Consider the following 21,549-nt stretch of genomic DNA (forward strand, 5'->3'; position numbering starts at 1 on the left):
CCCGGCCAAAAGGGTGCGAGGACCGCACCCCCAACTCGTTTGGCTTCAAACAAGGTAGGCAGACCCGAAACCCTGGTCAATAGCTATCCGGATGGATAAATTCTTTTTCCCACCCCTTGCGGGACACTCCGTCCACCCATACCGTTTGGCATCAAACAAAGCCCGGGGCCGCTTCCCCTCTCCCCCGCCGGCCTCTCCTTCCCACGCCACCCTCGCCTCCCGCACTCCGCCCGTCGGAGCCCGCGGACCCCGTGTCCGTGGCGACGCCGGGCCGGGTCCGGGCCGTGTCCGTGGCATCGGGCCGGCCCGGGAGGCGCCCCATCACCTGTCCGAGGAGACATCGGTGAGCGCATCCGACATCCCAGAAGTCCGCCGGCAGACGGCCCGGCTCGCCGCCGACGGCATCGACGTCGTCCGGGTCACCTATCCCGACCTGCTCGGCACGGAACGGGCGCGTGACGTGCTGCTGGAGGAGCTGCCCCGGGCCTGTGAGCACGGGCTCGCCTTCTGCCGGGCCGTCTACCACACCAGTCCGCAGGGCGATGTCGTCCCGGTGCCGGGCGGTCTCGACGCCGGTCTGCCGGACATCTGCGTACGACCGGACCTCGACACCCTCGTGGCTCTGCCCTGGGAACCGGGGGTGGCCACCTGTCTCGGTGAGGTGCTGGACCCGGCGACCGGGTCACCCGCGCCGGAGTCGCCCCGCGATCTGCTGCGCGCCGTCCTCGACCGCTGCGCCGAACACGGGCTGCGGCCGGTCGTCGGCCCGGAGCTGGAGTACTACCTGTGTGAACCCGAGACCGGGCCGGGCGGCGGCTGGCGTCGCTACGCCGGGGACGCGGGGATCGTCTACACCGCCGGGCTGCGCGCCGACCCCGACAACCATCTGCTGCGCACGCTGCGGCATGTGCGGGACCTGGACATCGGGGTGCTCAGCGGGAACCACGAGTTCGACGGCGGCCAGTTCGAGATCAATCTGCTGCACTCGGAGGCCTTGTCGGCCGCCGACCGCGCCTTCCGTTTCAAGGCCGCGATCAAGGAGCTGGCCCGCCGGGAGGGCAGGCTCGCCACCTTCATGGCCAAGCCCTTCAACGACGCCGGCGGCTCCGGTTTCCACCTCCACATGTCGTGCGAGGACGCCGAGGGCCGCAATCTCTTCGACGACGCCTCGGGCCCGTACGGACTGTCGGACACCGCCCGTCACGCGATCGCCGGGGTCGTCGCGCACGCCCCCGCCCTCGCCGCGCTGCTCAACCCGACGATCAACTCGTACAAACGCTTCGGACCCGACACCCTCGCCCCCTGGCTGATCGACTGGGGCCTGGACAACCGCAGCGCGATGATCCGCATCCCGCCCGAGCGTGGTTCCGGCGCCCGGCTCGAACTGCGCCTCGGTGACGCCAGCGCCAACCCGTACCTGGCCATCGCGGGCACCCTCGCCGCCGCACTGCTCGGTGTCCTGGCGGGCGAGGAGCCGCCGCCCCCGCTGGAGGGCTACGGCTACGACACCGGCAGGGCCGCCCTGCTGCCGGCGACCCTGTCCGCGGCCCTCGACGCCCTGGAGGCGGACACCGCCCTGGCCGAGGTGCTCGGGAAGGACTTCGTCTCCTCCTTCCTCACCTACAAGCGCAACGAGGTCGAGCGCTTCGGACGGCATGTCACCGACTGGGAGTTCACCGAGTACGCCCACCACCTGTGACGACGTACGCCGACCACCCGTGACCACCGCCGACCGACACGACCGGGAGCCCCGATGACCGACACCGCCCTCTCCCCTGCCGCCGCCGTGCACGAACCGCTGCCCCTGAAGGACGTGGACCTCGCGGACCTCGACAACTTCACCGACGGCGTCACCCCGTGGCGGATGTTCCACACCCTGCGCCACGAGGACCCCGTGCACTGGCAGCCGGAGGAGGCGCCCAACTCCGGTTTCTGGGCGGTGACCCGGCACGCGGACATCGCCCGCGTGGACCGGGACGCCGAGACGTTCACCTCGATGAAGTTCGTCAACCTCGAAGAGGTCGACGACGACCAGATCAAGAAACGCGCCTCCATCCTGGAGCTGGACGGCGTCCGCCACCGCGCCCTGCGCAGCCTGCTCCAGCGCCAGTTCGGCGCGAACGTGATCAACAGCTACACCGACTTCCTGCGCGGTCTGACCGCGACGACCCTCGACGCGGCACTCGCCAAGGGCACCTTCGACTTCGTCAAGGAGGTCTCCGCCGACTTCCCCATCAATGTCCTCGCCCGCCTCCTCGACGTACCACCGGAGGACAACCAGCAGCTCATCGACTGGGGCAACCGCATCATCGGCAACACCGACCCCGACTACGCGGACGTCCTCCTGGACAGCGAGGAGAGCGAGAAGTACCGCGATCTGCCGTTCCGCTCCCCCGCCTCCCTCGAAGTCTTCGCCTACGGCCGTGAGCTGGCCCGGCAGCGGCGCGGCGGCGACGGCACGGACCTGGTGTCGAGGCTCGTCAACACCACCCCGCGCGACGGAGTCCCGCTCTCCGACCAGGACTTCGACAACTACTTCCTGCTCCTGGTGGTCGCCGGCAACGAGACCACCCGGCACACCATCACCCACTCCATGCTGGCCCTGCTCCAGCACCCCGAACAGCTCGCCCGCCTCAAGGACGACCCCTCCCTCATCCCCGGCGCGGTCGAGGAGTTCCTGCGCTGGGCCTCCCCCATCTACCACTTCCGCCGCACCGCCACCCGGGACGTCGAACTCGGCGGCAAGCGGATCAAGGAGGGCGACAAGGTCGTCATGTGGTACGCCTCCGGCAACCGCGACGAGAAAGTCTTCGGCAACCCCTACGACTTCGACGTCACCCGCGCCGGCAACGACCACGTCACCTTCGGCAAGGGCAGCCCGCATCTGTGCCTCGGCAACCTCCTCGCCCGGACCGAGATCCGCATCATGTTCGAGGAGTTGATCCCCCGCATCGCCGGCATCCGGCTGGCCGGTGACGTCCCCCGCGTCCGCTCCAACTTCGTCAACGGCATCAAGAAGCTGCCGGTGGAGGTGACACCGGCCTGAGGTCCGCGTGCTTCCGCCGGGGCGGATGAATCGGCGGAAGACCGGTGTTGAAGACAGGGCAAGCATCGGCACGCGAAGCAAGGACGGTTGCCATGCCTCTTGAGGGCGAGTACGTGCCCAGCCCGGCCCAGTGGGTGCGCGAGCAGGTCGAGCTGTACGAGAGCTCGGGCGGCACCGAGGGGACCACGCTGAGGGACACAGGTATGCCCGTCGTGATCCTCACCACGCGCGGCGCCAGGAGCGGCAAGATCCGCAAGACACCGGTGATGCGCGTGGAGCACGACGGACGGTACGCGGTCGTGGCCTCGCTGGGCGGCGCGCCCAAACACCCCGTCTGGTACCACAACCTCAAGTCCGACCCGCACGTGGAGCTCCAGGACGGCCCCCGGCGACAGGACATGACGGCACGTGAGGTCACCGGGGACGAGAAGGACGTGTGGTGGGAGCGTGCGGTCGCCGCGTATCCGCCGTACGCCGACTACCAGGAGAAGACGGAACGGGTGATACCCGTCTTCGTGCTGGAGCCGGTGGACGGGCAGTAGCGACCGGTCCGGAGCCCGGTGACGAGTCCGAGGAAAAAAATCTTCGGTTCGTCGCGCATGATCCATCGTGCGCCGGGCACCCGAGTCTCAGGCCCCGCCGCGTTCCCCCGTCGCGGCGGGGCTTCTCGCTGCGTTCGTGTCGGTCACATCGAGGAAGATCTGGTCGGCCTCGGGGACGGCGCGGGAGATGGAGCGCTTGATGCGTACGGCGACCTCCTCGACCCGCTCGCTGTCGAGGCCCGGGACGAGGTCGACCCGGGCGGCCACCAGGGTGGAGTCCAGGCCGAGCTGCATGGTGAGCAGCTCCTCGATGCTGTCGATCTCGCGCTGTGCCTCCAGCAGGGCGCGGATCCGTCGGCTGGGTTCGGGGTCGGCGGCCCGGCCGATGAGCTGTTCGCGGGCGTCCCGGCCGAGCCAGTAGGCGACGTACACGAGGAGCGCGCCGATCGCGAACGAGGCGAGCGCCTCCCAGACGGCCCGGCCCGTCACCATGTGCAGGACCATCCCGGTGATCGCGAGCGTCACGCCGAGCACCGCCGTGCCGTCCTCGGCGACGACCGTCCGCAGCGCCGGGTCCCTCAGTCCCTCCGCCCCGCCTCCCTGCCCGCGCACCTGGTGCAGGGCGCGCAGCAGAGAGGCGCCCTCGGAGAGCAGGGCGACGCCGAGCACGGCGAGGCCGGCCGCGTAGCCGTCGTACGACTCCTCCGAGCCGCCGGTCAGTGCGTGGACGCCCTGGTAGAAGGAGAAGCAGCCGCCCATCACGAAGATGCCGACGGCGGCGAGCAGGGACCAGAAGAAGCGTTCCTTGCCGTAGCCGAAGGGGTGCCGGCTGTCGGCGGGGCGGCGGCTGCGGCGCAGCGCGGCGAGGAGGAAGACCTCGTTGAGGCTGTCGGCCACGGAGTGCGCGGCCTCCGAGAGCAGGGCCGGTGAGCCGGCGATCAGCCCGCCGACGGTCTTGGCCGCGGCGATCAAGAGGTTCGCGGCGAGGGCGACCAGGACGGTGACACGGGTCCTGCGGTCGGCCCTCGTCATGAGGTGCCTGGGGTTCTTGTGGTTCTCCTTGTCGTCGGTCACGGGGTCCGCTGGTGTCCGGCTCATGAACGCCGATTGCCCCGACCGGTCGGGCTCACACCGTGGGGGTCGCGGAAATCGGGGAACTCTCACCAGTGCATCCATATCCGGACGGTTCAGGAGGGACTGCCGCATGAGTGTCGGCGAGGGCAATGAGGCGTACGGCAGGAAGGCGTTCAAGCGGTCCAAGAGCCACTTCACGGACCGGATCACCGCGGACGGCCGGGACGGCTGGCCGGTGGAGGCGGGCCGCTACCGGCTGGTCGTCAGCCGGGCCTGCCCCTGGGCGAGCCGGGCGGTGATCTCACGGCGGCTGCTGGGCCTGGAGGGCGCGCTGTCCATGGCCATGGCCGACCCGATCCAGGACAACCGCAGTTGGCGCTTCACCCTCGACCCGGACGACCTCGACCCCGTGCTCGGCATCCGGTTTCTGAAGGAGGCGTACGACGCCCGGGAGAGCGAGTATCCGGGCGGGGTCAGCGTTCCGGCGATCGTGGACGTGCCGAGCGGGAAGCTGGTGACCAACGACTACCAGCAGCTCACTCTCGACCTGGCGACCCAGTGGACGGATCTGCACCGGGCGGGCGCGCCCGACCTGTATCCGGAGCCGCTGCGGGACGAGATCGACGCGGTGATGGCGGAGGTCTACGAGGACGTCAACAACGGGGTGTACCGGGCGGGCTTCGCCACGCGTCAGCGGGAGTACGAGGAGGCCTGCGCCGGGGTGTTCCGACGGCTGGAGGCGCTGTCGGAGCGGCTGGCCGGGCGCCGCTATCTCGTCGGCGACACGATCACGGAGGCGGACATCCGGCTGTTCACGACACTGGTGCGTTTCGACCCCGTCTACCACGGTCACTTCAAGTGCAACCGCTGGAAACTGGCGGAGGACCGGGTGCTGTGGGGGTATGCGCGTGATCTCTTCCAGACCCCCGGCTTCGGTGACACCGTCGACTTCGATCACATCAAGCGGCACTACTACCAGGTGCACACCGGTATCAACCCGACCGGCATCGTGCCGCTCGGGCCCGATCTGACCGGCTGGCTCACGCCGCATCACCGGGCGGAGCTGGGCGGCAGCCCGTTCGGCGACGGGACACCGCCGGGGCCCGTGCCCGCCTCCGAGGTGGTGGCCCCGCAGGGGCGTCCCTGACGCCGAACGCATCGCAACGCGAAGGAGGAGACCAAGGTGCCCAAGAGGAAGAAACTCCCCCTGGCATACAAGCCCCTCGGCTTCGCCCTGGGCTGGGTGAGCGGCGCGCTGGCCTCGCTGGCGTTCCGCAAGACGTGGAAGGCCGTCCGTCATGAGGACGACGCGCCCGACGCGCTGGACCGGGACCGCGGGTGGGGCGAGGTGCTGCTCGCGGCGGCCCTGCAGGGCGCGATCTTCGCGGCCGTGCGCAGCGTGGTGGACCGTACGGGCGCGAAGGCCATCGAACGGTCCACCGGGGTGTGGCCGGCCTCGGAGAAGGGAGGCCGGGACTGACGTTCAGCCCTGTTTGGGGGCCGTGGGGTGTTCGCGGCGCAGGGTGAAGGAGTGGCCGGCCGGGTCGGAGTAGCCACGCTCCTCGAACGGCCCGGCCGCCTCCTTCGTGTCCACCGGACGCCCACCGAGGGAGACGATCCGCCGCTCCGCCTCGTCGAGGTCGTCGACGTAGAAGTCCAGGTGGACCTGGAGGGAGTTCTCGGGACGCGGCCAGCTCGGCGGGGTCGCGTTGACGTCCCGCCGGAACGCCATCCGCACCCCACAGCCACCCTCGATCTCCACCCGGTTGGCCGTCGCGTCCACCTCCGCCGCGTCGAGCAACCCCTTGTAGAACGCCGCGAGCTTCTCCGGCTCGGCACAGTCCAACACCACGACGCCCGCCCGTACCACTGCCATGTCCCCTCCATGTCGGATCCGGCCGTGAGCGGGGGCTCCGCCGACGGCCATACGTGCCCCGGGTACCCGCCGACTACAGGTTCAGCCGCAGGGTGAGCGCCTGAGACCGGAACCGCTCCCGTTCGTAGAACCGAATCCCGTCCACGTTGACAACCGAGGCGGTCACCTCCGCCTGCGCCGCGCCCTGTTCCCGCGCCCACTCCAGAAAGGCCTCGACCAGCCGGGCGCCGACCCGCCCCCGCCGGTGCTCCGGCCGCACGTACAGGGCCATGAGCGTGGCCGACACGACGGGGCGCATGGCGGAGGGGCCCGATATCGATCCCGACAGATGACCCACCACCTCACGGTCGTACAGCGCGGCCGGCACCAGCCGCGCCGGGTCCTGGAGAGCGGCCGTGAACGCCTCGGCGCCGTGCTGCTTCGGCCAGTCCACGTTCAGGCTCGTATCCCGTGGTCCGCCGTCCTCGGCGAACAGCCGGGAGCTGGAGTCGACGATCCCCGGCACGTCCTCTGCGCGGGCGCGCCGCACCATCACTTCCTGACCATTCATGGCAGGACGGTAGCGGCGAGGTCTGACAACGCTCCCGGGTTGAGTTCCTGGACAGGAGTCCAGGTATAGTGGACACCTGTCCAAGAAGTGGCGTGAGTTTCGAAGCTGACGGAGTTGGTTGAGCATGGGGATCCTGGCGAATGTGCTGGTCGCGCTGGTGGCGTTGTTGCACGCGTACATCCTGGTGATGGAGATGTTTCTGTGGCAGAAGAAGCCGGGGATGGGGTTCCACGGGTTCGATGCGGAGATGGCTCAGCGGACGGCGGCGATGGCGGCGAACCAGGGGCTGTACAACGGTTTTCTCGCGGCCGGTCTGGTGTGGGGGCTGATCGCCGGTGATCCGACCGGGTTCCGGGTGCAGATCTTCTTCCTGGCGTGTGTGATAGTCGCCGGGGTGTACGGCGCCGCCACCGCCAACCGCCGCATCCTCGTCGCCCAGGCGCTCCCCGGCGCGCTCGCCCTGGCCGCCGTACTCGCAGCCGGATGACCCCGGAGGACCCCCGGGCCGCCCGTACGCAGGCCAGGCTGCGGGAAGCCCTCCTCGACGAGTGCTCGCGGCGTCCCCTGCACGAGGTCAGCGTGGCCGCGCTGGTCCGCCGGGCGGGGGTCGGCCGGGCCACGTTCTACGTGCACTACCCGGACCTGGAGGCGCTGGCCGTGGACGCCTGCGCCGATGTCGTACGGGAAGCGGTGGAGGCCCTGCACGCATGGCGCGGCCGACCCGATCCGGTGCGCGCGCCGGCGGCCCTGCCGCGGTTCTTCGCCGGCCTCGCCCCGCACGCCAACCTCTACCGCGCCCTGCTGGCCCCGGGCGGCGGCGGGCCCCTCGGCCACGTCCTGCACCGGGACCTGCGCGCCTACAGCCTCCGTGAACGCGAACTCGCCGGCGCGGCGGACGCCCCACTGGTGGCCTCCGCCGTGGCCGCCACCTTCGCGGGCGTCCTGGCCGACTGGCTCCACGGGCTCATCGACGCCACCCCCGAGGAGATCGCCGACCAGTCCTGGCAGCTGCTGGTCGCCCTCCACCGCAGCCGCTGAGCCGGGCGCGGCCCCTCCGCCCCCGCCCGGCTCAGCCGGCCGGCTCAGGCGCAGCCGTGGCCCTTCGCCACCTCGGGCCACATCTCGACCCCGTCGGGGGTACGGACGTACGCCTTCGACGGGTCGCCCTCGACGAGCCACAGCGCCCGGTTCTCGTAGCGGTACCCGGTGTCGCGCGCCTGCTCGGGCATGCGGACGTCGCCGTCGTAGGCGGAGGTGAGCATGCCGTCGGGCAGGACGCCCTCGGGGTCGCGGCCGTACAGGCGGCCGTCGTCGTCCGCGTCGCCGCCGGTCGACAGGAAGTGGGCCTGCTGCCAGTCGCAGTGCTCCGGGCCCACATGGGTGCTCACCGTCGTGGTCGGTACCCGCCGGCCGTTGCCGTCCGTCCAGATCTCATGGCCCCGGGAGTCGGTGTAGCTCGCCGGCAGTTCGGCCGGGTCGCAGGAGGCGCTGGTCTCCGGGCCCCAACCGGGGCTGTTCTTCCGGTCCTTGGCGACGATCACGGCGACCTTGGTCTTCCCGTCGACGTCGTAGGAGAAGAGGACCCGGTCCTTCTCCTCGCGCTCCATCCGGTAGCCGTCCCTCGGAACGTCGGGCACCTCGATGTCGAAGTACGCCTCCAGCCCCTCCTCCGGCGTGTCCCCGCCGTCGTTCTCGCCCCAGCCGCCGGGGCCGCCGCCGCCCGAGTAGATCTCGCCGTCGCACTCCAGGGCCATTCCGGCCGCGCCCGACTCGGTCGTCATCGCCGCCACGCCGTCCTCGTCGACCTCCTTGTGCGGGACGTGGAGCGGTCCGTCGTAGGGCGTGGCGGGTGGCGTACCGGCGATCACCGCGTCGACCCGCTTCTCCGCGCCGCAGCCCACGGCCGCCATCACGACCACGACCGTCGCCGCCACCAGCCCTCTGCGCATGCCCCGCCCCTTGCTGTTTCCCCAACGTCGTATCGCTCCTACGACGCGGGACGGGCCCCGGACGTTGGAGGGCCCTGCGGGCGACCTGGAGAGGGCCGCCCGCAGGGCCGCTGGTCACGTGGGGAGAACGTGACCGGGAACGCCCGTACCGGCGTGGGTTCAGAACGTCAGCACGGGCTTGATGCTCTTGCCGCCGCTCATGTCGGCGACCGCCTGGTCGATTTCCTCGAACTTGTAGCGGCTGATGAGACGGTCGAGCGGGAGCTTGCCCTCCTTGACCAGTTGGACGAGGACGGGGAGGGCGGTCTGGATCTCGTTGTCGCCGAGCGTGAGGCCGACGACGCGCTTGCCGGCGAGCATGCCGTTGACGTCGAGGGAGACCTCCGTGCCGAACGGCGGCGCGCCGACGATGACGAGGGTGCCGCGGGCGCCGAGGGAGTCGACGCCCTTGCGCAGCACGAAGACGCTGCCGGTGGTCTCGACGGCGCCGTCCACGCCCTGGCCGCCGGTGATCTCCATGACGGCCTCGGCGATGTCGTCGACCTCGCTCGCGTTCACGGTGTGCGTGGCGCCCAACTCCTTGGCGAGCTCCAGACGTTCACCGACCTTGTCGACGGCGATGACCCTGGTGGCGGGGGTGAGCGCCGCGGCCATGACGGCGGACAGGCCCACCGCTCCGGCGCCGAGGACGAGCAGGGTGCTGCCCGCGCCGGGCTCCAGCACGTTCCAGACGGCACCCACACCGGTCTGCACGCCGCAGCCCAGCGGGGCGATGGAGTCCAGCGGCACCTCGGGGTCGACCTTGACGAGGCCGCGCTCGTCGACCAGGGCCCGCTCGGCGAAGGAGGACTGGCCGAAGAAGTGGCCGCCCAGCGCCTCGCCGTCGCGGCTGATGGTGCTGGAACCGTCGGCGCGGCGGCCACCGATCAGGTTCAGCGGCAGCCAGGTGGCGCAGTACGCCGGGTGCCCGTCACGGCAGTTGCGACAGCCGCCGCAGGAGGTGAAGGACAGCAGCACGTGGTCGCCGGGTACGACGGAGGTGACGCCCGGGCCGACGGCCTCGACGACACCGGCGCCCTCGTGGCCCAGGACCCCGGGGAGCGGGAACGGCAGCGCGCCGCTGGCGACACCGAGGTCGGTGTGGCACAGCCCGGCGGCGACCATGCGGACCAGCGCCTCGCCCGGCCCCGGCTCTTCGAGGACGACCTCGGAGAGGGTGAAGGGCGCGCCCCCCGACTCGACCACTGCGGCACGTGTGGTGGTGGACATGCGTGAACTCCTCATTTGATGTGCGAGCCTGCGGAAGCACCCCTACCGGTGTGCGGCCGGTGTCGAGGTCGTCGTGCTCCCGCGGCTCACTGCTGATCCCGGGGCTGTGCTCAGTCGAGCGAGACGACGACGGACTTGACCTTGGTGTAGGACTCCAGGGCCTCGGGGCCGTACTCGCGGCCGAAGCCGGAGGCCTTCACACCGCCGAAGGGCACGGCGGGGTCGAGCATCGCCCAGTCGTTGACCCACACGATGCCCGCCTGGAGCCGGTCGGCGACGCGGTGGGCGCGGGCCAGGTCGGTGGTCTGGATGCCGGAGGCGAGGCCGTACGGCGTGGAGTTGGCCATCTCGACGGCCTCGTCCTCGGAGTCGAAGGGCTGCACGGTGAGGACCGGGCCGAAGACCTCCTCCTGGACGACGCGTGAGTCGTTGGCGAGGTCGGCGATGACGGTGGGCTTGTAGTAGAAGCCGCCGTTCAGGTCGAGGCGCTCACCGCCGCACACGATGCGTCCGCCCTCCTTGCGGGCCAGCTCCATGTACTCCTCGACCTTCTTCAGGTGCCGCTCCCCCGCCATCGGTCCGACGACGGTCTCGGCCTGCCGGGGGTCGCCGACGGGCACGCCGGGCACGGCGTCGGCGAGGATGCCGACCACGGTGTCGTACAGCGGGCGGGCGACGAGCAGACGGGGGCCGCCCATGCAGAACTGGCCGGTGTTGAAGACGAAGCCCTTGATGATCGCGCCGATGGCCTTCTCGATGTCGGCGTCCTCGAAGACGATGTGCGCCGCGTTGCCGCCGAGCTCCATGGTGACCGGCTTCAGGCCCTCGCCGGCGACACTCGCCGCGTGGCGGCCGGTCGCGGTGGAGCCGGTGAAGGCGATCTTGTCGACGCCGGGGTTGCGCAGCAGGGCGTCGCCGGCGACCGGTCCGGTGCCGGTGACCACGTTGTAGACGCCGTCCGGGACGCCGGCCTCCTTCAGCAGGTTCGCCATGTAGAGGGCGCTGAGCGGGGTCTCCTCGGCGGGCTTGTGCACGACCGTGTTGCCGGCCGCGAGGGCGGGGGCGATCTTGCTGCCGGCGAGGATCAGCGGGAAGTTGAACGGGGTGATCGCGGCGACCACGCCGAGCGGACCGCGCCGGGTGTAGGCGAGGCGGTTCATCGGGATGTCACGGTTGCCGCCGTCCAGGGTCCAGGCGAGGGCGGAGTAGTACTCGTAGTCATTGGCCGCGTTGGTGACGTCCACGGCGTGGCAGAGGGTGATCGGCTTGCCGACGTCCTGGCTCTCCAGGGCCGCGATCTCGTCGGCGTTCTCCCGGATCAGCTGGGCGACACGGTTCAGGACGCGCCCGCGCTCACGGCCGCTCAGTCCGGACCAGGCGCCGCTGTCGAAGGCCTCACGCGCGGCCCGTACGGCGGCGTCGACATCGGCCGCGCCCGCTTCCGCGACCGTCGTGACCACCTGACCCGTGGACGGGTCGATCACGTCCATGCGTGCCCCGTCGATCGCCTCGCGCCACTGTCCACCGATGAACAGCCGCCCGGGCCCGTTCTCGAAGGTGGTCGTCATTGCCCACTCCTCAGCCTTGCTCGCCAAGTCCTCAACCAACAGGTTTCCTGTTGGTTCGCAGTTTCATTACACACAGGTTTCCTGTCAATGCCTTACGCTGAACGCATGGTCGGCACTAAGGCACCCCCCTCCCTCCTCTACATGGTCAAGCAGGTCGAGCTGGTTGTCCGCTCACGACTGGACGAGCTGGTGAAGCCGGCCGGGATCACGGCCCTGCAGTACACGTCCCTGACCGTGCTGGAGCGGCACGACGGCCTCTCGGCCGCCCAGCTGGCCCGTGACTCGTTCGTCACCGCCCAGTCCATCGCGGATCTCGTTCGAAGTCTCGAAAACCGTGGACTCATCCGCCGGGAGCGCAATCCACGCAACCGGCGCGAGCTGCTGATCCTGCTCACCGACGAAGGGCGCGAGCTGCTCGCCCACTGCGCCGAGCCGGTGCGTGACCTGGAGGAACGCATGATCCGCGACCTCACCGCACACCAGGCGGACCAGTTCCGGCAGGCCCTGTCGAAGGCGTGGCACGCGTTGTCGTAGACGGCCCCGCGGCCCGTCGTGGACGGCCCTGAGAAAAACTCCGGACAACTTGCCGCAGAAATCGAAGACATATGTCAATCGAACATGCTGAAATTCACTCTGACGGGGGTAACTTGCAGGGCGGGGACGGGTTTTGCCCTCACACAGTCCGGTTGGAGGCGATGCCGTCGTGTGGAACGACCCCACACCTCCCACCACCGGATATCTGCGCGTCCACCGGTACCGCGGTCGCACCGTGCTCGAACTGCACGGGGAGATCGACATCGCCGCGGCCGTGGAGATCATCCCGCTGCTCGACGCGGTGACCGGCCGCCCCGAGGCCCGGATCGTGATCGATCTACGGCATGTCGAGTTCTTCGACTGCTCGGGGCTGCGGCTGCTCTACCGGGCCCGACAGCGGGTCCTCGACCGGGGCGGCGAGCTGCACCTGGTCTGCACGCACCCGCTCACCCTGCGCGTCCTCAAGGTCACGGGCCTGGCCCGGCTGCTGCCGCCGGCGCCGTCGCTGGACGCGGCCCTGCAGCAGCCCGAGACCGCGTCCGGCACGTCATGACCGCTTCGAAGGCGGCCCGGCGACCTCTCCGATGCCCGAGCTGATGCTCACCCGCCCTTGATGTGGGCTTCTCGCCCGAACATGATCATTACGGGTTGCGCGGCTCATGCCACTGGCCGCCGCACATACGCAGATTCGGTACAGCGGTGCGGACGAGGCGTGCTTCCGGACTACGGCGAAGTACGGACAACCGTTCGGGAAATCACCAACTCAGCGTTCCGGCAAGGACTTTGGGGGCATTCGTTGAAATAGGAAGGAGGACCGTCGACATGACGACGTCCATCAAGCGCACGCGTCTGCCCGGCTGGGCCAAGCTGCTCACCGCCGTGGTCATCCTCATCGTGGTGCTGCTGGCCGCACTGCGGCTGCTGGTGTTCGGAGGGCTGGACGACGTGTTCGGCACCGAGGAGCACGACCGCTCGGGGCCGACACTTCTGAAGTCCATCCAGGACATGAGCCGTTACGACGCCGCCTCGGGCAACTTCCAGGTGGTCGTCGACCTGGAGAAGGACGCCAAGTACCTGCCGGACGCGATCCGCGGCACCCGCACGCTGTACGTGGGCGCGGGCACCGTCGACGCCTATGTCGACCTCGGCAAGGTCGGCGAGGACGACGTGAAGGTCGACGAGGACCGTACGTCGGCCACGCTCAACCTCCCGCACGCCCAGCTCGGCAAGCCCGCCCTCGACACCGAGCACTCCTACGCCGTCTCCAAGCAGCGCGGCCTCCTCGACCGTCTCGGCGACCTGTTCTCCGACAACCCCAACAGCGAACAGGCCGTCCAGCGTCTCGCCGTCAAACACATCGGCGACGCCGCGAAGGACAGCAAGCTCACGGACCGCGCCGAGGCCAACACCACCGACATGCTCGAAGGCCTGCTGAAGTCCCTCGGCTTCAAGGAGGTGAAGGTGACGTACGGCGCCTGACGCTTCAGCTTCAGGGGTAACAACCTTCAGACAGAGGGAAGTTGAAACCGGGAGAGATGCATGGCGCGCACCACGGCACGTTCCCGTTCCACGGCCTCCGGCCGCCGTTCCAAAACGGCCCCACCCGCTCGACGGCCGCTCCCACTGCCCCTGCGACTGCTGGTGATGGCGCTCTCCTTCATGGCCATGGTGGCGTTCGGCGCGGTGCTGGCCGGGCTCACCCTCCAGCCGTCCCCGGCGTCGGAGGCGCTCACCCACAGCAATCTGCGCCCCGGCAGCTCCCTGGAGCTCTACTGGCACCACCCCTCCGCACGCGACGCGGTCAAGCAGCTCGGCGGGAACGTCCTGCTGGGCGTGCCCTTCGGCATCCTGCTGCCGGTGCTGGCACCCGGGGCCCGCGGCTGGCTGCGGGTGCCGACGCTGACCGCCTTGATGATGCTGCTGGTCGAACTCGTCCAGGGCGCGGTCGTGACCGGCCGCGCCTTCGACATCGACGACGTCATCCTCAACACCACGGGCGCCCTGCTCGGCTATCTGGTGCTGGGCCGACGGCTCGGCCGCGCCGTGCACGTCCCCGCCGGGCCGGCCGAACCGTCCGCGCCGGCCCAGCGGAAAACCCCGCGGGGCGGCCCGATCGGGCGCCTGCGCGGCATGCGCCGCAAGGGAGCCGGTCCGACGTCCGGCGGCAAGGGGGCTAGTGCGGCGTCCAGGTGAACTTGCCGCCGCCCACCCAACGCACCTGCTCCGGATCGTCGAGGTCATGGACGGTGATCCCGTACGCCGCCGCGGCCTGCAACACGTCCGTCATCGTCGTCGCCTCGCCGACCACCTGGCCGTCGATCTCCACGATGCGAAACGGCGGCGTACCCGGCTGCACCCCGAGCACTATGACCCGGGGGTGGGAGATGTGGGGGCTCGCGATTTCCGTCATGTCTAGAGCGTAGAGCGGTTCCGGCGTCGGTGACCGGGCGGAGGCCCGGCCGGGTGCGCGGCCGGCGCCGTACGACCGCCGCCTGGACCGTACGTACGGCCTCGTGCGGGTACCCGGTGGCTGGGCGAGGCTGGAAGCGGGAGTCCGGAGGTGCCGTGGATCCCCTCGCGGCGCTGGAGCGGATCGCCTTCCTGCTGGAGCGGGACGGGGCGCCCACCTATCGCGTACGGGCCTTCCGTACGGCCGTCGCCGTGCTCGGCGCGCTGTCGGCGGACGAGGTGGCGGAGCGGGCGGCCTCGGGGTCGCTGGAGTCGCTGAAGGGGATCGGACCCAAGACGGCGCAGGTGGTCCGCGAGGCCCTGGCCGGGCAGGTGCCGGAGTACCTGCGGAAGCTGGAGCAGGCGGTGTCCGGGGCCCCCTTCCCGGGCGGGGGCGAACGGCTGATGGAGCTGATCAAGGGCGACTGCCATCTGCACTCGGACTGGTCGGACGGCGGCAGCCCCATCGAGGAGATGGGCCGCACCGCCGCCCGCCTCGGCCACGAGTGGGCGGCGCTCACGGATCACTCGCCCCGGCTGACCGTCGCCCGCGGGCTGTCCCCCGACCGGCTGCGCGAGCAGCTCGACGTGGTGGCCGCGCTGAACGCCGAATGGGCGCCGTTCCGGCTGCTCACCGGGATCGAGTGCGACATCCTCGACGACGGTTCGCTGGACCAGGAGCCCGAGCTGCTGGACCGGCTCGACGTGGTGGTGGTGTCCGTGCACTCCAAGCTGCGGATGGACGCCCGCGCGATGACCCGCCGCATGGTCGCCGCCGTACGCGACCCGCGCTCCGACGTCCTCGGGCACTGCACGGGGCGGCTGATCACCGGGCGTGGGCGTCCGGAGTCGGAGTTCGACGCGGAGGCGGTGTTCGCGGCGTGCGCGGAGACCGGTACGGCCGTGGAGATCAACTCCCGCCCTGAGCGGCTCGATCCGCCGCGGAGGTTGCTGCGACGGGCGGTGGAGGCCGGGGTGTTGTTCTCGATCGACACGGATGCGCATGCGCCGGGGCAGCTGGCCTGGCAGGTTCCTGGGTGCGCCCGGGCGGAGGAGTGTGGGGTGCCCGCGGAGCGGGTGGTGACGACGTGGTCGGCCGAGGAGGTGCTGGGGTGGGCCCGGGAGAGGAGGATCCCGGCCGATGCCAGGCCTCGGTGACACAGATCACCCTCATTGTCCGGATACGGATGGAACGGTGGCGGTTGCTTTCCCGTTTACCAAAGTGTGGGCGCGCGGCGCTACGCCCCCCTTGGCGCCCGTCCACAGTCGGCCCCGACCGTGATTCCCCCGTCCGGTCGGGGCTTCAGCTTCTGTGGTGGGCTCGGCCTTCGAGTTCTCTCGGTCCGTAGAGCGCGGCCGGGGCGCCCGTCGTCAGGGCCCAGTAGCGGTCGCCGTACGACCAGTGCCACCACTCGGTGGGGTAGTTGACCAGGCCGGCCGCGGTGAGGGCGGCGGCGAGGGCGTCGCGGTGGGCGCGGGCCTCGGCGGTGATGTTGTCGGCGCCCGTGTAGCAGGCGCCGGCACTGTCCTCCGGGCCGGCGTTGACCGGTGTGCCGAGGTCGAGCTCGTGGCCGGCGGCGTCGACGAGGGTCAGGTCCACGGCGGCGCCGGCCGAGTGCGGGGCTGTCTCGGGCGGGGAGACATAGCGGCTGGCGGCCGTGCGGATGCGGTGGGCGTCCCAGTCGGGGTGCAGGGCGCGCAGTTCGGCGGCGTACTTGTCGAAGTACTGCCGCTGCAGGGACGGCGGCCGGTACCCCTCGACGAACAGCAGACGCAGCCCTCGCGGCAGCAGTGCCTGTGCCTCGACCAGCCGGTCGAGCACGCTCGCGCGCAGGTGGGCGTAGGCACCGGTGGCGTCGTGTTTGCGCGCGTCGACCAGCAGGGCGCCGTCGCGACGGACGTCGACGAGCGGGTCGTCGGAGTCGTGGACGGGGACGGCCGCCACCTTGGGGTCGGACATCAGGATGATCTCGGTCATGGGGGTGATCATCCCGCGGGCCCGACCCCTGCGGTCAGCCCGACGACTCGTCGGGTACCGGCTGCTCGGGGTTCACGGCGCCCGACCGGGGTGCGCCCTGCCGGCCGGTGCCCGCCTCGTCGGTGTCGGGCACGTCGGCGGCCGACGCGTCGTCCTCATCGGTGTCACCGCCTGCGGGGGCCACCTCCCAAGGGTCCTCGCCGGCGCCGGCCTGCTGGTCGGGCAGATCCCGGGGGACGGGATCGGCGTTCTCGCCGGGACCCTCCCTGTGATCGGTCACGGCGTGCTCCCTTCCTGTCGGTGCACCAGGCGCGGGTACCTCGTGCCGATCAGCCGAAACCAGGCGGAGCCAGTGGGCGCCTGTCCCCCGGCGGGCAGTCGCGCGGCGAGGGCGTCCCGGCCGTCGCGCGCGGTCAGCCCAGTTCGTCGAGGGCGGCCGTGAGCCGGGGTGCCACGTGTTCGCGTCGCCACGCCGTGTGACCGTCGTCCAGGGCGCGTGGGACCACCTCGACCAGCATGATCAGGTAGAGGTAGCTGCGGTAGAGGGCGTACCGCCGGGAGGCCTCCGGTGTGAACTCGGCGTTGCCGCCCGCCTCCCGATAGCCCGCCAGGAAGGCGTCGTCCTGTCGGATGTCGCCGAGCAGCGCGAGCGAGACGAAGTCGGCGACCGGGTCGCCCCAGAACATGCGCTCGCCGTCGATCAGGCCCCCGATCCGGGGATGATCGCCGAGCTCGACGAGCACGTTGCCCGACCACAGGTCGAAGTGGACCAGACGCGGTTCGGCCACCTCGTCGAGGGCGTCGTACGCGGCCTTCGCCGTACGGGCCACCTCGTCCACGGGGCGGGGCAGCCAGGCGCGGAAGCGGCGGGCGTCATCGAGTACGGCGTCGTACATGGCGGTGAAGGCGGTGCGCCAGTCGGGGGCGAGGGGGCCGAGGGCACCGGCGGGGTAGCCGAAGGCGGGGCCGGTCACCCGGTGGAGCCGGGCCACCAGGCCGCCCAACTCCCGGCGCAGTACGGCCTCCTGGGCGGGCTCCAGGCCCTCCCACGCCGTGCCCGGGCAGTGCGTGAGCAGCAGATGGCGGCCCGTCGGCGCGGTCTCGTCGAGGGCGGCCGAGACGACCCGTGGCGCGGGGACGCCGACGGTCGCGGCTGCCCGGCAGAACTCGGCCTCGGCGCCGAGGAGTTCACGCTCGTAGGCCAGGCCGGGGACGGTCGACGGCGGGGGAATCTTGAGAACGAGACGGGTGCCGTCGGTGAGGCGCAGCCCCTCGACGGTGTTGTACGTGCCGCCGCCCAGCGGTCGCCGCTCGACAAGGCGCTCGGGCGCAAGCCCCGCCGCCGTGAGCACGAGCCGCGCCCGCTCCTCGTCGTCCACCGCGGCCCCCCTCGGCCCCTCATGTGATGTGTGGGCCCACTCTGCCAGGTGGGCCACATCGCGGGCACCCCTCGTGTCGTGTCCGCGAAAACCATTGGCCTCTCCCCCGAGTGGCGCGTACTTTAGGCGATAACCTAGGGATCCTAGGTTTTCCCCTGCCGCCCCGCACCGGAGGAGTCACCATGAAGGCGCTCACCGAGCCGGACATCCGCAGCTCGTTCATCAACTGCTCGAAAGGGGAGGCCAAGCGGATCTCCCTACCCCGTGACCTGGACCAACGCCCCTGGGACGATCTGGACTTCCTCGGCTGGCGGGATCCGGGCGCACCCGACCGCAGTTATCTGGTCACCGAACACACGGGCCGGCTCATCGGCGTGACCCTGCGCTTCCCGTCCTCCCGGCGCGGCTTCCTGCACCGCAGCATGTGCTCGCTGTGTCTGACGACGCACCGGGGCAACGGGGTCTCTCTGATGACGGCCCGCAAGGCCGGCGCGGCCGGGCGCGAGGGGAACTCGGTGGGCGTCTACATGTGCGCCGACCTGGCGTGTTCCCTGTACGTCCGCGGCAAGAAGGCCCTCGACACGGGGAGCCGTTTCGAGGAGAGCCTCACGACGGAGGAGCAGATCGCCCGGACGGTGGGCAATCTGTCCGCGTTCCTGGAGAAGCTGTACGAGTGAGCCGCCCGATGGCGGGGCCTACCGGTCCCGCAGTCGCGCCGCCTCGACGTCGTGGAGGCAGAGGAGCAGGATCAGGGCGATTCCGGATCGTTGCCGTTTCATGATCCAAGACTCTCGGCGGCAGCGGTCGCACACCATCCGGCCGACCGCCGGATGTGTGGTGGGGCGTACCCCCGTACGGAGCACGGCCGCCCGTGAAAGGAAGCGCCCCGCCTGCGGAGATACGGCATCCAGGTTCCGGAAGGACAAGCCACCCCCTCCCCCGGCAGAAACGTTCATGCGGTTAAGGTCCTCGCGCAGACGTTCGGTGTGCTGGAGGAAGGGGAACGGCTCGGGGATGCGAGACGTACGTGGAGTGTGGGCCGCGGTCAGGGCGCGGGCCGGGAAGTGGCGGCAGGATCCGGTGATCGTGCAGTCGGTGCGGTCGGCGGCGGCCGCCTCGGTCGCCTATGTGGTGGCGCTGCACATCAGTTCGGAGTCGGCGCCCCTGACGGCACCGCTGACCGCGCTCCTCGTCGTCCAGGTCACCCTCTACGCCACGCTCACCAACGGCATCCGCCGGGTGAACGCGGTGGTGGCCGGCGTCGTCATCGCCATCGGCTTCAGCGTCCTGGTGGGGCTCACCTGGTGGAGCCTCGCCCTGCTGATCCTCGCCTCACTGGCCGTCGGCCACCTGGTGCGGGTCAGCGAGTACGTGCCCGAGGTGGCGATCAGCGCGATGCTCGTGCTGGGCGTGACCAGGGTCGGGGACACGGCCTGGGCGCGGGTGGTGGAGACGCTGATCGGCGCGGTCGTGGGGCTCGCCTTCAACTTCCTGCTCGCTCCCCCGGTGTGGGTCGAGGCGGCCGGTGAGTCGCTGGAGGACCTGGCCCGCCGGATGCGGCGGCTGATGATCCGCGTCGGCGAGGAGGCCGCGGGCCGCCGCACCGCCGTGGAGGCCGCCGCGGCACGGCTCGACGAGGCCCGGCAGCTCGACTTCGACATCGTCGAGGTGGACGCCGACCTCAGGCAGGCCGAGGAGAGCCTGAAGCTCAATCCGCGTGTACGGGAGGGTCTGCTGCACCGGGTCGTGCTGCGCACCGGCCTGGACACGCTGGAGATCTGCACGGTCGTTCTGCGGGTGCTGGCCCGCACGCTCACCGACCTCGCCCGGGAACGGGAGCCGGAGCCGCTGTTCTCGCCTCAGGTCGGGGCGACGATCGAGAAGCTGCTCGCCGAGATCGGCGACGCGGTGGTGAGCTTCGCGGTGCTGGTCACCACCGATGTCAGCCAGAGCGCGGAGTCCGCGGAGGACCGGCTCGCCGCCGAGCTGGCCACGGCGACCGCGACCCGCGACCGGCTGGCCAAACTACTGCTCGAGGACATCCAGCGGGACCCCCTGCAATGGCAGCTGCACGGCGCCGTGCTCACGGAGGTCAACCGCGTCCTGGACGAGCTGGACACCGAGAAGCGCTCCCAGCGGCTGTTGGACGAACTCGACCGCTGCACCCGCGAACAGCGTGAGCGCTCCCCGCGCCTGACCCGTCTCCTGGACCGCGTACGCGTCTTGACCCCCCGGAGGCGGAACCGGTCCTCCCTCGCCGGACGTACTAAGTGACAAGGCAAAACGCGATGACGAGGGGAGCGTACGGAATGGCCCAGGGCGCCGTGCGGATCGACGGGACCACACTCCATCTGCCGGGCGGTGTGCGGGTGCGCTTCATGCGCACGCTGCGGTTGCCCGAGACGGGTACGCACCAACTCCCGCCGGGGCTCGGCGAGTTCCCGATCCGCCGGGTGGAGGACTATCCGCACACGGCACCGGAGCAGATGCGGGCGCGCGGCGGTGTGATGCTCCCGGTGTATCTGCGCGAGGCCATGTGGCTGGCCTTCGGCGGCTCGACGGAGCCGGCCGCGCTCCAGGTCGGCGTCGGCAAGGTGTGCGCGGTGTCGGGCAAGCCGTGGAGCGACACGCTGAGCCGGGACCCGCAGAACTATGTGGTGCTGCCGCGCCAGCCCTGGCTCGACGGCATCAACTCCGGCAAGGGCACGGTCCGCCAGTTCGTGGCCGTCCCGCTCGGGCTCGGCGCCACGGTCGAGGGCCAGGTCACCGGCGAGGAGGTGTTCGGCGGGGTGCAGCTGCAGTCCTTCCCGCTGAACGACCAGCAGCTCGCCCTGTGGCGGGCGGAGGAGCGGCGCCGCGTCGAGCGCGAGCGAGGGATGCCCTGGGGCGGCTACGGCGGTCACGGCGGCCCGGTGCCTCCGCCGCCGGGCGGCGCGCCCATGCCGCCGCCGGGTGTCGCGTTCCCCATGGCGGCGCCGGGCGGGGCTCCGGGCGCGGCTGCAAGGGCCGCCGCTCCCGCGGGCCCGCCCCGGGCTCCCGCCGCGATGGGGCTCGGCGTCGGCGGTTCGATGCGCCAGGAGGTCTACCAGGACCACTGGCCGCGCGGCAGCTGGGCCGAGCAGCCCGCCGGGCGGATCTTCGTGCACCTGGTCACCCCGCCCGAGTGGCGGCGTATCACCGGCGAGGCCCCGCCCCCGTCGCCGGTGGACCGGGCGGCCTACACCAAGGCCGGGCTCCCCTGGTTCGACTACTACGACCAGGACGCCCAGGACATCGCCCCCACCGACACCCTCGGCTCCGTGAAGCCGGTCGGCGACTGGCTCGGCACCGACCTCG

Annotated in this window: 25 protein-coding genes; 15 read left to right on the plus strand and 10 right to left on the minus strand. The window is 70.9% G+C overall.

Features of this window, described 5'->3' with window-relative positions:
- The first annotated feature begins 343 nt into the window (after positions 1–343).
- From STRIP9103_RS33765 to STRIP9103_RS33775, 3 genes are all read left to right on the plus strand, one after another.
- Complete coding sequence (locus tag STRIP9103_RS33765; protein WP_009328452.1) at positions 344–1,699, plus strand: glutamine synthetase family protein; 1,356 nt, start codon at positions 344–346, stop codon at positions 1,697–1,699.
- A gap of 54 nt (positions 1,700–1,753) precedes the next feature.
- Positions 1,754–3,046 carry a cytochrome P450 gene (locus tag STRIP9103_RS33770; protein WP_009328453.1) on the plus strand — a complete coding sequence of 431 codons (1,293 nt, stop codon included), beginning with the start codon at positions 1,754–1,756 and terminating at the stop codon, positions 3,044–3,046.
- Between the two features lie 92 nt (positions 3,047–3,138).
- On the plus strand, positions 3,139–3,588 hold the full coding sequence (locus STRIP9103_RS33775; RefSeq protein ID WP_009328457.1) for a nitroreductase family deazaflavin-dependent oxidoreductase: 450 nt from the start codon (positions 3,139–3,141) through the stop codon (positions 3,586–3,588).
- An 87-nt stretch (positions 3,589–3,675) separates the two neighbouring features.
- On the opposite strand, the gene STRIP9103_RS33780 is transcribed toward STRIP9103_RS33775, so the two are convergent.
- Positions 3,676–4,686 carry a cation diffusion facilitator family transporter gene (locus STRIP9103_RS33780; RefSeq protein WP_048821472.1) on the minus strand — a complete coding sequence of 337 codons (1,011 nt, stop codon included), beginning with the start codon at positions 4,684–4,686 and terminating at the stop codon, positions 3,676–3,678.
- Positions 4,687–4,792: 106 nt separating this feature from the next.
- On the opposite strand from STRIP9103_RS33780, the gene STRIP9103_RS33785 reads away from it, so the two are divergent.
- On the plus strand, positions 4,793–5,809 hold the full coding sequence (locus STRIP9103_RS33785; RefSeq protein WP_009328472.1) for a glutathione S-transferase family protein: 1,017 nt from the start codon (positions 4,793–4,795) through the stop codon (positions 5,807–5,809).
- A gap of 36 nt (positions 5,810–5,845) precedes the next feature.
- Positions 5,846–6,142, plus strand: coding sequence for a DUF4235 domain-containing protein (locus STRIP9103_RS33790; protein ID WP_009328459.1), 297 nt, complete (start codon positions 5,846–5,848; stop codon positions 6,140–6,142).
- Between the two features lie 3 nt (positions 6,143–6,145).
- Here STRIP9103_RS33790 and STRIP9103_RS33795 read toward each other — a convergent pair whose 3' ends face one another.
- Entirely contained in the window at positions 6,146–6,538 is a 393-nt protein-coding gene (locus STRIP9103_RS33795; RefSeq protein WP_048821473.1) for a VOC family protein, read from the minus strand.
- 73 nt (positions 6,539–6,611) lie between these two features.
- Complete coding sequence (locus tag STRIP9103_RS33800; RefSeq protein ID WP_048821474.1) at positions 6,612–7,088, minus strand: GNAT family N-acetyltransferase; 477 nt, start codon at positions 7,086–7,088, stop codon at positions 6,612–6,614.
- A 124-nt stretch (positions 7,089–7,212) separates the two neighbouring features.
- Here STRIP9103_RS33800 and STRIP9103_RS33805 point away from each other — a divergent pair, with 124 nt between their 5' ends.
- Together STRIP9103_RS33805 and STRIP9103_RS33810 are read left to right on the plus strand one after the other, a co-directional pair.
- The gene (locus tag STRIP9103_RS33805) at positions 7,213–7,575 is read left to right on the plus strand and encodes a DUF1304 domain-containing protein (RefSeq protein ID WP_009328484.1); all 363 of its coding nucleotides are present in this window, start codon (positions 7,213–7,215) and stop codon (positions 7,573–7,575) included.
- Positions 7,572–8,126: a TetR/AcrR family transcriptional regulator gene (locus tag STRIP9103_RS33810; protein ID WP_009328468.1), complete on the plus strand. Its 555-nt coding sequence runs from the start codon at positions 7,572–7,574 to the stop codon at positions 8,124–8,126. Before STRIP9103_RS33805 ends, STRIP9103_RS33810 begins: the two co-directional genes overlap by 4 nt.
- 44 nt (positions 8,127–8,170) lie before the next feature.
- On the opposite strand, the gene STRIP9103_RS33815 is transcribed toward STRIP9103_RS33810, so the two are convergent.
- The 3 genes from STRIP9103_RS33815 to STRIP9103_RS33825 all read right to left on the minus strand — a co-directional run bounded on the left by STRIP9103_RS33815 (position 8,171) and on the right by STRIP9103_RS33825 (position 11,874).
- On the minus strand, positions 8,171–9,037 hold the full coding sequence (locus STRIP9103_RS33815; protein ID WP_009328480.1) for a hypothetical protein: 867 nt from the start codon (positions 9,035–9,037) through the stop codon (positions 8,171–8,173).
- Between the two features lie 159 nt (positions 9,038–9,196).
- A complete protein-coding gene (locus STRIP9103_RS33820; RefSeq protein WP_009328483.1) occupies positions 9,197–10,306 on the minus strand; it encodes an NAD(P)-dependent alcohol dehydrogenase in 1,110 nt (369 codons plus the stop codon).
- A gap of 110 nt (positions 10,307–10,416) precedes the next feature.
- The gene (locus tag STRIP9103_RS33825; protein WP_009328466.1) at positions 10,417–11,874 is read right to left on the minus strand and encodes an aldehyde dehydrogenase family protein; all 1,458 of its coding nucleotides are present in this window, start codon (positions 11,872–11,874) and stop codon (positions 10,417–10,419) included.
- A gap of 105 nt (positions 11,875–11,979) precedes the next feature.
- Between STRIP9103_RS33825 and STRIP9103_RS33830 the strand changes: the two genes are divergently transcribed.
- From STRIP9103_RS33830 to STRIP9103_RS33845, 4 genes are all read left to right on the plus strand, one after another.
- A complete protein-coding gene (locus tag STRIP9103_RS33830; protein ID WP_009328474.1) occupies positions 11,980–12,408 on the plus strand; it encodes a MarR family winged helix-turn-helix transcriptional regulator in 429 nt (142 codons plus the stop codon).
- 169 nt (positions 12,409–12,577) lie between these two features.
- A complete protein-coding gene (locus STRIP9103_RS33835; RefSeq protein ID WP_009328485.1) occupies positions 12,578–12,961 on the plus strand; it encodes an anti-sigma factor antagonist in 384 nt (127 codons plus the stop codon).
- Positions 12,962–13,230: 269 nt separating this feature from the next.
- Entirely contained in the window at positions 13,231–13,887 is a 657-nt protein-coding gene (locus STRIP9103_RS33840) for a DUF4230 domain-containing protein (RefSeq protein WP_009328461.1), read from the plus strand.
- A gap of 60 nt (positions 13,888–13,947) precedes the next feature.
- A complete protein-coding gene (locus STRIP9103_RS33845; RefSeq protein WP_009328449.1) occupies positions 13,948–14,601 on the plus strand; it encodes a VanZ family protein in 654 nt (217 codons plus the stop codon).
- Here STRIP9103_RS33845 and STRIP9103_RS33850 read toward each other — a convergent pair.
- Positions 14,582–14,818 (minus strand): hypothetical protein, encoded by a 237-nt coding sequence (locus tag STRIP9103_RS33850; RefSeq protein ID WP_048821475.1) that lies wholly within the window; start codon positions 14,816–14,818, stop codon positions 14,582–14,584. The genes STRIP9103_RS33845 and STRIP9103_RS33850 overlap by 20 nt on opposite strands.
- A gap of 155 nt (positions 14,819–14,973) precedes the next feature.
- On the opposite strand from STRIP9103_RS33850, the gene STRIP9103_RS33855 reads away from it, so the two are divergent.
- Positions 14,974–16,014, plus strand: coding sequence for a PHP domain-containing protein (locus STRIP9103_RS33855; RefSeq protein ID WP_048821476.1), 1,041 nt, complete (start codon positions 14,974–14,976; stop codon positions 16,012–16,014).
- Positions 16,015–16,159: 145 nt separating this feature from the next.
- Here the strand turns inward: STRIP9103_RS33855 and STRIP9103_RS33860 are convergent, their stop codons facing one another.
- The 3 genes from STRIP9103_RS33860 to STRIP9103_RS33870 all read right to left on the minus strand — a co-directional run bounded on the left by STRIP9103_RS33860 (position 16,160) and on the right by STRIP9103_RS33870 (position 18,213).
- Positions 16,160–16,834, minus strand: coding sequence for a M15 family metallopeptidase (locus STRIP9103_RS33860; protein WP_048821478.1), 675 nt, complete (start codon positions 16,832–16,834; stop codon positions 16,160–16,162).
- Positions 16,835–16,868: 34 nt separating this feature from the next.
- Positions 16,869–17,114, minus strand: a complete 246-nt coding sequence (locus STRIP9103_RS33865) for a hypothetical protein (RefSeq protein WP_009328479.1) — start codon at positions 17,112–17,114, stop codon at positions 16,869–16,871.
- Between the two features lie 133 nt (positions 17,115–17,247).
- The gene (locus STRIP9103_RS33870; protein WP_009328465.1) at positions 17,248–18,213 is read right to left on the minus strand and encodes a phosphotransferase family protein; all 966 of its coding nucleotides are present in this window, start codon (positions 18,211–18,213) and stop codon (positions 17,248–17,250) included.
- Between the two features lie 182 nt (positions 18,214–18,395).
- On the opposite strand from STRIP9103_RS33870, the gene STRIP9103_RS33875 reads away from it, so the two are divergent.
- The 3 genes from STRIP9103_RS33875 to STRIP9103_RS33885 form a co-directional block, all read left to right on the plus strand.
- Positions 18,396–18,890, plus strand: a complete 495-nt coding sequence (locus STRIP9103_RS33875) for an FBP domain-containing protein (RefSeq protein WP_009328488.1) — start codon at positions 18,396–18,398, stop codon at positions 18,888–18,890.
- A 337-nt stretch (positions 18,891–19,227) separates the two neighbouring features.
- Positions 19,228–20,487 (plus strand): FUSC family protein, encoded by a 1,260-nt coding sequence (locus tag STRIP9103_RS33880; protein WP_009328455.1) that lies wholly within the window; start codon positions 19,228–19,230, stop codon positions 20,485–20,487.
- A 35-nt stretch (positions 20,488–20,522) separates the two neighbouring features.
- Positions 20,523–21,549: hypothetical protein (locus STRIP9103_RS33885; RefSeq protein ID WP_048821477.1), on the plus strand; the 1,027-nt coding region annotated here is incomplete at its 3' end.

The sequence above is a fragment of the Streptomyces ipomoeae 91-03 genome (assembly GCF_000317595.1).
GTDB lineage: Bacteria > Actinomycetota > Actinomycetes > Streptomycetales > Streptomycetaceae > Streptomyces > Streptomyces ipomoeae.

Excerpts from the sequence above, each read along its gene's own strand:
- STRIP9103_RS33875 (WP_009328488.1), top strand. The coding sequence starts at position 18,396 with ATGAAGGCGCTCACCGAGCCGGACATCCGCAGCTCGTTCATCAACTGC.
- STRIP9103_RS33830 (WP_009328474.1), top strand. The coding sequence starts at position 11,980 with ATGGTCGGCACTAAGGCACCCCCCTCCCTCCTCTACATGGTCAAGCAG.
- STRIP9103_RS33840 (WP_009328461.1), top strand. The coding sequence starts at position 13,231 with ATGACGACGTCCATCAAGCGCACGCGTCTGCCCGGCTGGGCCAAGCTG.
- STRIP9103_RS33815 (WP_009328480.1), bottom strand. The coding sequence starts at position 9,037 with ATGCGCAGAGGGCTGGTGGCGGCGACGGTCGTGGTCGTGATGGCGGCC.
- STRIP9103_RS33800 (WP_048821474.1), bottom strand. The coding sequence starts at position 7,088 with ATGAATGGTCAGGAAGTGATGGTGCGGCGCGCCCGCGCAGAGGACGTG.
- STRIP9103_RS33770 (WP_009328453.1), top strand. The coding sequence starts at position 1,754 with ATGACCGACACCGCCCTCTCCCCTGCCGCCGCCGTGCACGAACCGCTG.
- STRIP9103_RS33850 (WP_048821475.1), bottom strand. The coding sequence starts at position 14,818 with ATGACGGAAATCGCGAGCCCCCACATCTCCCACCCCCGGGTCATAGTG.
- STRIP9103_RS33845 (WP_009328449.1), top strand. The coding sequence starts at position 13,948 with ATGGCGCGCACCACGGCACGTTCCCGTTCCACGGCCTCCGGCCGCCGT.
- STRIP9103_RS33825 (WP_009328466.1), bottom strand. The coding sequence starts at position 11,874 with ATGACGACCACCTTCGAGAACGGGCCCGGGCGGCTGTTCATCGGTGGA.
- STRIP9103_RS33805 (WP_009328484.1), top strand. The coding sequence starts at position 7,213 with ATGGGGATCCTGGCGAATGTGCTGGTCGCGCTGGTGGCGTTGTTGCAC.
- STRIP9103_RS33775 (WP_009328457.1), top strand. The coding sequence starts at position 3,139 with ATGCCTCTTGAGGGCGAGTACGTGCCCAGCCCGGCCCAGTGGGTGCGC.
- STRIP9103_RS33860 (WP_048821478.1), bottom strand. The coding sequence starts at position 16,834 with ATGACCGAGATCATCCTGATGTCCGACCCCAAGGTGGCGGCCGTCCCC.
- STRIP9103_RS33880 (WP_009328455.1), top strand. The coding sequence starts at position 19,228 with ATGCGAGACGTACGTGGAGTGTGGGCCGCGGTCAGGGCGCGGGCCGGG.
- STRIP9103_RS33785 (WP_009328472.1), top strand. The coding sequence starts at position 4,793 with ATGAGTGTCGGCGAGGGCAATGAGGCGTACGGCAGGAAGGCGTTCAAG.
- STRIP9103_RS33820 (WP_009328483.1), bottom strand. The coding sequence starts at position 10,306 with ATGTCCACCACCACACGTGCCGCAGTGGTCGAGTCGGGGGGCGCGCCC.
- STRIP9103_RS33780 (WP_048821472.1), bottom strand. The coding sequence starts at position 4,686 with ATGAGCCGGACACCAGCGGACCCCGTGACCGACGACAAGGAGAACCAC.
- STRIP9103_RS33810 (WP_009328468.1), top strand. The coding sequence starts at position 7,572 with ATGACCCCGGAGGACCCCCGGGCCGCCCGTACGCAGGCCAGGCTGCGG.
- STRIP9103_RS33795 (WP_048821473.1), bottom strand. The coding sequence starts at position 6,538 with ATGGCAGTGGTACGGGCGGGCGTCGTGGTGTTGGACTGTGCCGAGCCG.